We start from the raw sequence: 11,900 nt of genomic DNA, 5'->3' as shown, positions 1-11,900 counted from the left end.
ATGGCTTATTCTAAGTGTGTGGCTTGCGCTTTGGCAGTAGCTGATCGCACTAAATATAATATAAGGAGGTATCAATGACCAAACAGCATAAGAAATGGTTTGATAGATTACTCTATTTCGTCGTGATTCTCATGGGAATTTATAGTCTTTCACAGTTGATGGCGTCCAGAGATACCTCGACCAAGGCGAATAAAATCACCATAGCTGCTGTTGGAGATAGTATTACTTATGGAGCAGGTGTCGCCTCGACACGAGAGACAGAATCTTACCCTGCTCTTCTTCAGCAAGCCTTGGGTAAAAAGTATCACGTCATTAACTTTGGTCTAAGTGGCAGAACCCTGTTATCCAATACTGCTAAGCCCTACTTTAAAGAGCCTTTAGCAAAGAAATCGTTTCAGGTGACTCCTGATATTGTCATTATTATGTTGGGAACGAATGACTCTAGAGATGTTTACTGGCAACCTCAGCGTTTCAAAAAAGAATACCTAGCAGCTATTAAACGTTACCAAGCTTTAGAGAGTCACCCCAAAATTTACCTTATGATCCCACCCCGTGTTTTCTTCGAACATCCGCAACCCACTTTTCCTAATAATAGAGTGGTAGATGGTCAATTGAGGAAACTCATTCCTGAAATAGCCAAGGAGGCTGGTGTATCGGTTATTGATCAATATCAGGGAACTGAAAAACATCCAGAATATTTTCCAGACCAGTTACACCCTAATCTAGCTGGTAATCTGGAGATGGTAGATGCTATTCTTCAACAAACATCATTAAATGCGGTTGATACTAAGAAGAAAACGAGTTAGTTATCTTAGTTATCGTTTTGAGGGATGTTGAGTGATCTTTGGGATAATTTTTAGTCGCTTATGGAACATTGTGATAAGCTAGGACTAGAGAACGAGTTGATTAGGCGTTGAAGGCGTAAGAATCTTTAAAAACAAGTCGCATGTGGATGGTCATCCTTTTGATGACTTCCTTGGAGGCCTTGTGAAAGGGGAACTAATCGCTGGATTGTAGTTCCTCTGTCCATAAAAGTAGAGGAGTAAGATGATGTCAAAGACTAGTATTTATAAAGCCATTAAAGCGGACAAGGATAACCAATCCTACACTGATTCTGAAATTGAACCGCTCTACCAAGTGAGTTCAAAAGCAAAAGTTCTGATTATTGGGCAGGCGCCGGGAATTAAGGCTCAAAATAAGCAGATGCTTTTTCAAGATCCAAGCGGTGACCGATTGAGAGAATGGTTAGGAGTTGATAAAGCGTTCTTTTATCAGTCGGGTCAGATAGCGATTTTACCCATGGATTTCTATTTTCCTGGCAAGGGGAAATCGGGTGACCTGCCACCTCGTAAAGGGCAAGCAGATAAGTGGCACCCTCAATTATTGAAAGAAATGCCTGATATCCAATTAACCTTACTGGTAGGCAAAGCAGCGCAGGACTATTATTTAGACGATAGAAAGGCTTTAACAGACCGCGTGGCGGCCTATCAAGATTATTTACCTGATTATCTTCCTTTGCCTCACCCGTCACCCCGAAATAATATCTGGCTAAGCAAAAATCCCTGGTTTACAGAAGATCTCTTGCCAGACTTACAAACCCGTTTGACAATAATTTTTGGAAAAAATTGATAAAAATCTTGCCAAGATAATCACTTTAAAGTATAATAATTAAGACCGTGTAAATGGTATCTTATCTTGAGGAGGTGAAATCAATGTCAAAAACAGTCGTACGTAAAAATGAATCACTCGATGATGCTCTTCGTCGTTTCAAACGTTCTGTGACTAAAGCTGGTACTCTTCAAGAGGCACGTAAACGTGAACACTATGAAAAACCATCTGTAAAACGTAAACGTAAATCAGAAGCAGCTCGCAAACGTAAAAAATTCTAATTGATGTTAGATTTAACCACTCCTTTCGGAGTGGTTTTTGCGTTCTCAGAAAAAAGTGTTACTTTTCAGTTTTACTCAAGTTAATTTATCCCTCAAAAAGGATACAGTGAAACCGCTATCTATTCATTGGCTTCTTATGGTATACTATCTATAGGAGGATAACTTGATGAAACAGTTAACGGTGATTAAGAAAGCTTGTCTGGCTTTTATTGCTCTGTCCTTGCTTTTTGCAGGATTGTTTGATGGCTATCATGCTTTGGCAAAGCCAGATCCAATGAAAGACGAAAAGGTCAAAAGAGCGCGTGTTCTTGCCAATGGAGACATTCTCATTCATAATGTCCTCTATGCTAGTGCCTTAAAAAGCGATGGGTCTTACGATTTTGACGATTACTTTACCTATGTTAAGGACAGAATCTCCAGTGCTGACTTGGCTATTGGAGATTTTGAAGGGACTATTTCTCCGGATTATCCTTTGTCAGGCTATCCCTTATTTAATGCCCCTGAGAGCATTGCTCAAACCTTAAAAAATACAGGGTATGATGTGGTGGATTTGGCCCATAACCATATCCTTGATTCTGGTTTAGAGGGCGCCCTAAATACTAAGAAAACCTTTAATAAACTAGGGATAGATGCGGTTGGGGTATACGAGAAAAATCGCTCGAAAGAAGAGGTGCTCATCAAGAATGTGAATGGGATTAAGATCGCCATTTTAGCTTATTCTTATGGTTATAACGGCATGGATGCTAATCTGACAGCAGAAGAATATAATCGCCATATGTCAGATCTTGATCGCGATGAGATCAAGTCAGAATTGAAAGCAGCCGAAAAAAAGGCAGACGTCACGATCGTTATGCCTCAAATGGGGGAAGAATATCGATTGACACCTACCGATGGACAGAAAAAACTCTATCGTCAGATGGTCGAATGGGGAGCAGATGTTATTTTGGGAGGTCATCCGCATGTGGTGGAACCAGCGGAAACGATTAAAAAAGACGGTCAGAAGAAATTCATTATCTATTCTATGGGAAACTTTATTTCAAACCAACAAGCAGAAATTATGGAAGATAAGTGGCCAGAGAGAGGTTTACTCATGGATGTGACTTTTGAAAAATCTGGTTCAAAAACGATCATCAAAACAGTGAAAGCTCACCCTACTCTAGTTGACGCAAAACCAACTGGCAGATTTGCACCAGAAGGTTATGGCTTATATGATTATCGTGTGATGGTGCTGGAAGATTTTATTAAAGGCGGTAAATATCGTCAGAAAATCAATAGCGACTTACAGGATAAAGTTGATACAGCTTATCAAGAAATGAATCAACATGTGAATTTAAAATGGTAAGTAGTTCTGCTCTGTCACAAAGTCTAGCAATCTAACCTCTGTTATCATGAAAAATAGTTGTTAAGAAAGAACAGTATTATTGGGTATTTGGCTAATTAAGGGAAATGCCTCACACAACTCTTTTCTACCGTTCGTTAAGTATGTTAGTTTTTTTGATAGACGATATGTGTTAGACAGTAGTCGATGATTGACTATTGTCTTATTTTTTATTTGATTATAGTTTCAAAATAGCATATGAAAATAAAGCCTTATTTTGAGAATTGTTGATAAGGTGCTACAAAGTGTATAAACAACATTACCGATTTTGGGTAGACGTTTTGAGACGTATCATTGTAACGTTTGTAATGCCTTATGAAGTAAGGAATCGATCGAAAGTGAGGATTTATGAAGGCAAATGTGTGTAGCTTAGTTGCAGTCATCTACAATTGTTTTCTTATTGTGCTATTTCTAAAATTAGGCTAAATAGGAAAAGCCATTGATGTTAAACTCAGGTAATCAATTGAATAGGCAGACTAAACGAGATAGAAGATATTAAGCGGACCACACTGATAGCAAAAGGATAAGGTACCCCTAGAAAATCTTCTTCTTCATTAACTGTTGATGTTAAATAATCAATTGAAATCTTATTTTGGAAAATCAGTCATTTTTTGAGTTTGGATATGATGTTAAAAAAAATAAAAAAACAGTAAAATCCTTGATTTCATAACTCTCTTGTGATAATATATGAATGTTGACTAAATGCACATCCTGTGCAACCGCGCGAACATTGTTTAAGTAGGCTTCGTGCCTCGCAATCTAGGCGAGTCTTCACAGAGGGAAACCTCAGCAAAATTTTTTATAGGAGGTGCATCATGAGCACATATGCAATCATCAAAACTGGTGGTAAACAAGTTAAAGTTGAAGTAGGTCAAGCTATCTACGTTGAAAAAATTGACGCTGAAGCTGGCGCAGAAGTGACTTTTAACGAAGTTGTTCTTGTTGGTGGTGAAACTACTAAAGTCGGTACTCCAGTTGTTGAAGGAGCTACAGTCGTTGGTACTATCGAAAAACAAGGTAAACAAAAGAAAGTTGTTTCTTACAAATACAAACCTAAAAAAGGTAGCCACCGTAAACAAGGTCACCGTCAACCTTATACTAAAGTTGTTATCGACGCTATCAACGCTTAATCTTTATGATTCAGGCGACCTTTATTCGTACAAATCAGCGTCTTGTTAGTGTTGAAATAACAGGACATGCTGGAAGTGGTGAATTTGGTTATGATATCGTTTGTGCAGCCGTTTCAACCCTATCGATTAACCTTGTTAATTCCATAGAAGTTCTAACTGACTGTACAGCAGATGTAACAATTGATGAGATTGATGGCGGTTATATGAAGATAACTTTATCTGATTTAACTGACCTTAAGGATGAGAAAGTTCAATTATTATTTGAATCATTTCTCCTAGGTATGACTAGTTTAGCGGAAAACTCTCAAGAGTTTGTTACAACAAAAGTCATTACCAATTAAACAAAGAGAGGACAAACATTATGTTAAACATGAATCTTGCTAACTTGCAACTTTTCGCCCACAAAAAAGGTGGGGGTTCTACATCAAACGGACGCGATTCAGAAGCTAAACGCCTTGGTGCTAAAGCTGCTGATGGACAAACTGTTTCAGGTGGTTCAATCCTTTACCGTCAACGCGGAACTCACATCTATCCAGGTGTTAACGTAGGTCGTGGTGGAGATGATACACTTTTTGCAAAAGTTGAAGGTGTTGTACGCTTTGAACGTAAAGGACGCGATAGAAAACAAGTATCTGTTTACCCAATCGCAAAATAAGTCTAGAAATAGCATCACGAAAGGCTTTCCGAGTTTTCGGAAAGCCTCTTTTTTTGTTTTGGTACCTAAATTTTAAAAACTGATGTAGTAAGCAAACTTGTCGGCGAATTCAATTTTGGCTTTTTGAGTGACGGGAGCGTAGATATCCATGGTAGTATAGATATTTTCGTGGCTTTAGTTTTCCATGACTAAAAAAGTAGTAGGAAGTAGATGACTTTCGGTGGTAAGGTATAAAAAGATAGTCTTGCTATTAATATACTGCTATGAATGCCTTTAACATAAGAATATAAACTTGTCACTGACTGACCAAAGGCTAATAACATCTACAAAAACTAATGATTAATGATTGGTTAGGTATTTAGCTGATTAAGCATATTCTGGTTGCAGTTACAGCAGAATGAATGATATTAAGGTAAGTGAGAGAACTTGAAAAACAGCCTGTCAGCTTGTGGTTACAGGATTTTATCGAAAAGAAAGATGAGTAAGCGAGCGATGGAAAGTAATAGTACTTCTAAAGGAGCAGACTGGCGGTCTTTTCAAGAGCAAGAGCCATTTTATACGATTTGATTATTCGAAATAGAGCCAGTGTTGTCATCTTCTCATGGGATCTTGCTAATCGATAACAAAAGTGTTATGGGTGTGACACGTTTTACTCTGAGGTTAACTATTCATTTTTAGGCTTTTATGTTAAAATAACAAAAAATGAAAGGAAAAGTCATGTCAAAAACAGTATCTTTTAACCTTAAACGTATCGTAATAGGCGCTATTCTCTATTTTTTGTGTCTAGGCCTTGGTGTTTTGTTTAATGCTATTTTCGACCGTAATGGCAATATGTTCTATGCGCCTGCTTTTTCGGCGATTTTCTCAGGAGTCTTATATTTCCAGTACTTACTTAAGAAACCATTCTTTGGCTTTATTACGTTAACCTCTGGATTAGTATCCTTCTTTTTCTTAACTTCAGGGCATTTTTGGGCGACTATTCTACCATACTGGCTCTTTGCTTTGCTAGCAGATGGAGTTGCCATGTCAGGTCAGTACCAAAATGATTGGAAGAATAAATTATCGTTCATTTTCTTCTCCTTAACCACGACAGGTCCTATCCTATTTATGTGGTTGGCGCCTAAGGCTTATGAGAACATGCTTTTAGAGCGTGGTAAGGATATGGCTTATGTAAATCGTGTTATGGTAGCTCAAGATTGGCAAATCATTCTCTTTTTCTGGACATTGACCTTTCTAGGTGCAGTGATTGGGATTTGGCTTGGGAAAACGCTTCGAGTTAGCCATTTTAAAAAGAAAAGCTAAAAAAGTAGTAATCATACGTTTTTCGTATGGTTTTTTTGTATAATAGAGAGAGTGAATTCGAAGAAAGGGGTTCTGTTGATGAACATCCAACAATTACGTTATGTTGTTGCCATCGCTAATAGCGGAACATTTCGTGAAGCTGCCAGTAAACTTTATGTCAGTCAACCCAGTTTGTCGGTGGCTATTAAAGATTTGGAGACTGAACTAGGTTTTCAAATTTTTACGAGAACAACGACTGGAGCGGTTTTAACAGCTCAAGGGATGACCTTTTATGAAAAATCTCTGGAAGTTGTCAAAAGTTTTGATTCTTTTGAAAAACACTTTGTCCAGCCTGAGGAAGAAGATACCCAGTTTTCAATTGCAAGTCAACATTATGATTTTCTCCCACCTTTGATGACGGAATTTTCGCAGACTTATCCTGAACTCAAAGACTTTCGTATTTTTGAATCTACGACCATTCAAATCCTAGATGAGGTTTCTAAAGGATTTAGTCAAATTGGTATCATTTACATGAATCATCAAAACGAGAGTGGATTGTTTCGTCGTATGGAAAAACTGGGATTGGAATCAGTCGATTTGATTTCCTTTAGAACCCATATCTACTTGTCAAAAAGTCACCCTTTAGCTGCAAAAGAAACGCTTCAAATGGACGATTTGGTAGGTTTGCCAACGGTAAAATTTGCGCAAGAAAAAGATGAGTATCTGTACTATTCCGAAAATCTTGTTGATACATCTGATAGTACCGTCATGTATTATGTGACTGATCGCGCGACTTTGAATGGTATTTTGGAGCGAACGAATGCTTATGCGACAGGCTCAGGTTTTTTAGATAGTCGTAGCGTAAATGGTATTACTGTGGTTCCTTTAGAAGATAATTTAGTCAACAAAATGGTTTACGTCAAGCGCAAGGATGCTAATTTAAGTCCGCAAGCTCTTTCCTTTATCAAGGTGATGATCGCTTATTTTGACAAGTATAAGCCATAATAGGAGATCGTATGCGGAAAATTCTTTTTAGTGGGTTAGTATTAGTATTGATCGTTTTAGATCAATTAAGTAAATTTTGGATCGTTGATCACATTCCACTAGGTCAAGTCAGACCTTTTTTACCGGGTATCTTTAGTTTGACTTATTTGAAAAATAGGGGGGCGGCCTTCTCTATTCTGCAAGATCAACAATGGTTCTTTGCTCTTGTTACCTTTGTTGTCATTGGAGTATCTGTTTACTATGCCAATAAAATGATCAAGGGTTCTCCTTGGTTTTTAACAGGATTACTGTTAATCATAGCTGGTGGGGTAGGTAATTTTATTGACCGAGTTAGGCTTGGTTATGTTGTGGATATGGTGCATTTGGATTTTATGGATTTTGCTATTTTTAATGTGGCGGATTCTTATTTAACAGTTGGGGTTATCATTTTGATGATTGCCTTATGGAAAGAGGAAGATGGAAGTAATTATAAAAGAGGCGGGAATTCGTCTAGATAAGGCAGTGGCAGACTTAACTGAGTTGTCCCGTCAAAAAGCTAATGAAGATATTAAAGCAGGTATTATTTTGGTCAATGGTCAGACGGCCAAGGCGAAATACGCGGTCAAAGAAGGGGATGTTATCAGCTATGAAATGCCTAAAGCAGATGTTTTAGAGTATGCAGCTGAAGATATTGCCCTGGACATTATTTATCAAGATGAAGATGTTGCTGTGGTTAATAAACCGCAAGGCATGGTTGTTCACCCTTCAGCTGGGCATTCGTCTGGTACCTTGGTTAATGCACTTATGTATCATATCAAAGATTTATCATCTATCAATGGAGTCGTTCGACCAGGGATAGTTCATCGTATTGATAAGGATACGTCAGGACTTTTGATGATTGCTAAAAATGATCAGACCCACCAAGCTTTGGCTGAGGAACTTAAGGCGAAAAAATCCTTGCGTCAGTATGTGGCTCTCGTTCACGGCAATCTCCCCAATGATCGCGGCGTCATTGAGGCGCCTATTGGACGTTCAGACAAGGACCGTAAGAAGCAAGCTGTCACTGCAAAAGGAAAGCCGGCTTTAACGCGTTTCCATGTGTTAGAGCGATTTGGTGATTATACGCTGGTTGCCTTACAGCTAGAGACAGGTCGTACCCATCAAATCCGTGTTCATATGGCCTACATTGGGCATCCGATTGCTGGTGACGTCACTTATGGTCCTCGTAAAACCTTGGCTGGAAAAGGCCAATTTCTTCATGCTAAAACACTTGGTTTTACACATCCCAAAACAGGTGAATTGGTAACGTTTGAAGCTGAACTACCAGAGATTTTTCAGGACACATTGCAAAAATTGCGTCAAAAAATGAAATAGTTTTTATTTTAGCTTGCTTTAAGAGTTGCTTTTTGCTAGAATAAATTAACCAAATAATCCTTTAATCCTGTCCCGTGAGGCAGGCAAGGAGGCCAGAAAAAAGTACAGGATAACTGTACCTTATTTGCTATCTCCTTGAGTTATCAGGGAGATTTTTTTGTAGATTAGAAAGGCTGGTTGTTTACCATGAAAACCAAAGAAATTGTTGATGAAGTAACCATGAAACGCGCCGTTACCCGTATTACCTATGAAATTATTGAGCGCAATAAGAATCTTGATAATATTGTTTTAGCAGGTATTAAAACACGTGGTGTTCATTTGGCTCGCCGCATTCAAGAACGTTTGCAACAATTGGAAGGGTTGGAAATCCCTCTCGGAGAACTAGATATCAAGCCTTTCCGTGATGATATGAAAGTCGAAGAAGATACGACACAAATGCCTGTTGACATCACTGATAAGGATCTTATCTTGGTTGATGACGTTCTTTATACAGGACGTACGATTCGTGCAGCCATTGATAACCTGGTTAGTATCGGTCGCCCAGCGCGTGTTAGTTTGGCTGTCCTTATCGATCGTGGTCACCGTGAATTGCCCATTCGCGCGGATTATGTTGGTAAAAATATCCCAACATCAAGCGTGGAAGAAATTGTCGTTGAAGTTACAGAAGTCGATGGACGTGACAGTGTTAGCATTGTAGATCCAAGCTAGCCATCATTGAAAATCAAAAGGAGCTTCCGTTAGAATTTTGGGTGTTACTCGTGCCTTTATGGTGTCAATCAGCATTGCTTACTTTTGATTTTCTAATAGTAGAGTCTGAAGGAAATCAATGACATGTTGTCATTGCTAGAATAAAAAGGTATTAGATTAGGTTGAGGAAATGCTGAGTTTACAACATTTGGTAAGTATGGAAGACTTGTCAGCAGAACAAGTTATGGCACTTTTGGAAAGAGCATTGTTATTTAAGAAAGGTCAAGCCAATTTTGAATTGGATAGTCAAACCTTTGTTGCCAATCTCTTTTTTGAAAATTCCACTCGAACCCACAAATCGTTTGAAGTGGCTGAGAAGAAGCTTGGTTTGGAAGTCATCGATTTCAATGCTGACACCAGTTCCGTTACTAAGGGAGAGACCCTTTACGATACTATTTTAACCATGGACGCTCTAGGTGTTGATATCTGTGTTGTTCGCCATCCTGCGGTAGAGTACTATAAAGAGATTATTGAGAGCCCAACCATGACAGTTTCTATTGTTAATGGCGGTGATGGTTCGGGACAACATCCTAGTCAGTGTTTGCTGGACTTGATGACCATTTACGAAGAATTTGGTTGTTTTGATGGCTTGAAAGTCTGCATAGCTGGTGACATCACACACTCTCGAGTAGCTAAGTCCAACATGCAAATGTTAACCCGATTAGGCGCTGAGGTTACTTTTGCAGGTCCTAAGGAGTGGTACTCTCAAGAGTTTGACGCTTATGGTCAACATGTAGGGCTTGATGAGATTGTGCCAGACCTTGATGTGTTGATGCTCTTACGGGTTCAACACGAACGCCATGATGGTCAGACATCTTTCTCAAAAGAAGCCTACCACCAGCTGTTCGGATTGACCCAAGAACGCTATCAAGATTTGAAATCATCAGCTATTGTCATGCATCCGGCGCCTGTTAATCGCGATGTGGAAATTGCTGATGCTCTCGTAGAAGCAGACAAATCGCGCATTGTTAAGCAAATGTCCAATGGTGTCTTTGTGCGTATGGCCATCTTGGAAGCTGTTTTAAATGGTCGCAAGAAAAAGCGTTAATAAGTCCCTGAGAGGATTTGACGAAGGGAGAAATATGGGAAAACGTCTCTTAATTTTAGAAGATGGTACTCTTTTTGAAGGTCAGGCCTTTGGTGCTGATATTGATGTGACAGGTGAAATTGTCTTCAATACTGGGATGACTGGTTATCAAGAATCCATCACGGACCAATCTTATAATGGTCAAATTTTAACCTTTACCTATCCCTTAGTGGGAAATTACGGGATTAATCGTGACGATTATGAATCCATCAGTCCAACCTGCAAAGGAGTTGTTGTTTCTGAGTATGCTCGTCGAGCAAGTAATTGGCGTCATCAGATGTCTCTGGATGAGTTTTTGAAAGCTAAGAATATTCCTGGTATTTCTGGTATTGACACGAGAGCTTTAACCAAAATTATTCGCCAACATGGTACGATGAAAGCTACTATGGCAGATGATGGCGACAGTGTTGAGCATTTGAAAGATCAGCTACGAGCGACGGTTTTGCCGACTAATAATATAGAACAAGTATCGACAAAAACGGCTTACCCAGCACCAGGGGTTGGAAAGAGCATCGTCTTGGTTGATTTTGGGCTCAAACATTCCATTTTAAGAGAACTGTCAAAACGCAGAGCTAATGTGACAGTAGTGCCTCACGATACAACTGCTGAACAGATTTTAGGGCTTAATCCTGATGGTGTCATGCTTTCAAATGGTCCTGGTAATCCAACAGATGTACCACATGCTATAGAAATGATTCAAGGCATACAAGGTAAGATCCCCATTTTCGGTATTTGTATGGGGCATCAACTATTTGCTTTGGCAAATGGCGCTGAGACTTATAAAATGACCTTTGGGCATCGTGGATTTAATCATGCCGTTCGCGAAATTGCTTCAGGTCGTATTGATTTTACCAGCCAAAACCATGGTTATGCGGTCAAGCGAGAAACCTTACCTGATTGCCTGATGGTTACTCATGAAGACATTAATGATCAGTCGGTTGAAGGCGTTCGTCACAGAGATTTTCCTGCCTTTTCAGTTCAGTTCCACCCTGATGCTGCGCCGGGTCCGCACGATGCTGACTATCTTTTTGATGACTTTTTAGAAATGATAGACGCTTATCAGGCTGAACAAGATCACTGAGTGTGTCAAAAAGCAAGTGATTTAATAGGATGCAAAGCCACGGATCTGAGAAATCGGTCTGACCTTAAAGGATTCTAAATTAATTCCTGACCAAATCTGGTTCTTAGTGTGAAGGGATTAAGTCAGGAATTAATTGTATCAATGAACAATAGCGTCGGAACTATCATTAAAGAACTGAAATCGTCATAGACATCTGGGATTTGATGACTAACCTGATTTTCCTGACGAGGCGATATAAACGAGATGGTTCATTTCTGACTTACTGCCATTTAATGCTATGCTGAGAGATAGAAA

Annotated in this window: 14 protein-coding genes and 1 other annotated feature; all 14 genes read left to right on the top strand. The window is 39.2% G+C overall.

Annotated elements, in window-relative coordinates; genetic code table 11:
* Positions 1-74: 74 nt before the first annotated feature.
* On the top strand, positions 75-806 hold the full coding sequence (locus ABP870_RS01915) for a GDSL-type esterase/lipase family protein (protein WP_350013807.1): 732 nt from the start codon (positions 75-77) through the stop codon (positions 804-806).
* Between the two features lie 241 nt (positions 807-1,047).
* Positions 1,048-1,629 (top strand): uracil-DNA glycosylase family protein, encoded by a 582-nt coding sequence (locus ABP870_RS01910; RefSeq protein WP_350013806.1) that lies wholly within the window; start codon positions 1,048-1,050, stop codon positions 1,627-1,629.
* Between the two features lie 83 nt (positions 1,630-1,712).
* A complete protein-coding gene (rpsU, locus tag ABP870_RS01905; protein ID WP_002884573.1) occupies positions 1,713-1,889 on the top strand; it encodes a 30S ribosomal protein S21 in 177 nt (58 codons plus the stop codon).
* 166 nt (positions 1,890-2,055) lie between these two features.
* The gene (locus ABP870_RS01900) at positions 2,056-3,231 is read left to right on the top strand and encodes a CapA family protein (RefSeq protein WP_350013805.1); all 1,176 of its coding nucleotides are present in this window, start codon (positions 2,056-2,058) and stop codon (positions 3,229-3,231) included.
* A gap of 743 nt (positions 3,232-3,974) precedes the next feature.
* Positions 3,975-4,048 (top strand) — a sequence feature (ribosomal protein L21 leader region).
* Positions 4,049-4,082: 34 nt separating this feature from the next.
* Positions 4,083-4,397: a 50S ribosomal protein L21 gene (rplU, locus tag ABP870_RS01895; RefSeq protein ID WP_062709086.1), complete on the top strand. Its 315-nt coding sequence runs from the start codon at positions 4,083-4,085 to the stop codon at positions 4,395-4,397.
* A gap of 5 nt (positions 4,398-4,402) precedes the next feature.
* Positions 4,403-4,738, top strand: coding sequence for a ribosomal-processing cysteine protease Prp (locus ABP870_RS01890; RefSeq protein ID WP_350013804.1), 336 nt, complete (start codon positions 4,403-4,405; stop codon positions 4,736-4,738).
* A 20-nt stretch (positions 4,739-4,758) separates the two neighbouring features.
* A complete protein-coding gene (gene rpmA, locus ABP870_RS01885) occupies positions 4,759-5,052 on the top strand; it encodes a 50S ribosomal protein L27 (RefSeq protein WP_350013803.1) in 294 nt (97 codons plus the stop codon).
* A gap of 717 nt (positions 5,053-5,769) precedes the next feature.
* Positions 5,770-6,354: an MptD family putative ECF transporter S component gene (locus ABP870_RS01880; protein WP_350013802.1), complete on the top strand. Its 585-nt coding sequence runs from the start codon at positions 5,770-5,772 to the stop codon at positions 6,352-6,354.
* A gap of 78 nt (positions 6,355-6,432) precedes the next feature.
* Complete coding sequence (locus tag ABP870_RS01875) at positions 6,433-7,338, top strand: LysR family transcriptional regulator (protein WP_350013801.1); 906 nt, start codon at positions 6,433-6,435, stop codon at positions 7,336-7,338.
* 11 nt (positions 7,339-7,349) lie between these two features.
* Complete coding sequence (gene lspA, locus ABP870_RS01870; protein ID WP_350013800.1) at positions 7,350-7,835, top strand: signal peptidase II; 486 nt, start codon at positions 7,350-7,352, stop codon at positions 7,833-7,835.
* Positions 7,795-8,691 (top strand): RluA family pseudouridine synthase, encoded by an 897-nt coding sequence (locus ABP870_RS01865; RefSeq protein ID WP_350013799.1) that lies wholly within the window; start codon positions 7,795-7,797, stop codon positions 8,689-8,691. Before lspA ends, ABP870_RS01865 begins: the two co-directional genes overlap by 41 nt.
* A 186-nt stretch (positions 8,692-8,877) precedes the next feature.
* Positions 8,878-9,399, top strand: coding sequence for a bifunctional pyr operon transcriptional regulator/uracil phosphoribosyltransferase PyrR (gene pyrR / locus ABP870_RS01860; protein ID WP_062709060.1), 522 nt, complete (start codon positions 8,878-8,880; stop codon positions 9,397-9,399).
* A gap of 169 nt (positions 9,400-9,568) precedes the next feature.
* Positions 9,569-10,486, top strand: a complete 918-nt coding sequence (locus ABP870_RS01855) for an aspartate carbamoyltransferase catalytic subunit (protein ID WP_350013798.1) — start codon at positions 9,569-9,571, stop codon at positions 10,484-10,486.
* Between the two features lie 34 nt (positions 10,487-10,520).
* On the top strand, positions 10,521-11,606 hold the full coding sequence (locus ABP870_RS01850) for a carbamoyl phosphate synthase small subunit (protein WP_350013797.1): 1,086 nt from the start codon (positions 10,521-10,523) through the stop codon (positions 11,604-11,606).
* Positions 11,607-11,900 lie beyond the last annotated feature (294 nt).

It is taken from the genome of Streptococcus jiangjianxini (assembly GCF_040225085.1).
GTDB classification, from domain to species: Bacteria; Bacillota; Bacilli; order Lactobacillales; family Streptococcaceae; genus Streptococcus; species Streptococcus jiangjianxini.
The sequence above is the reverse complement of the archived record's forward strand: the minus strand, read 5'-3'. Positions and strand labels throughout refer to the sequence as shown.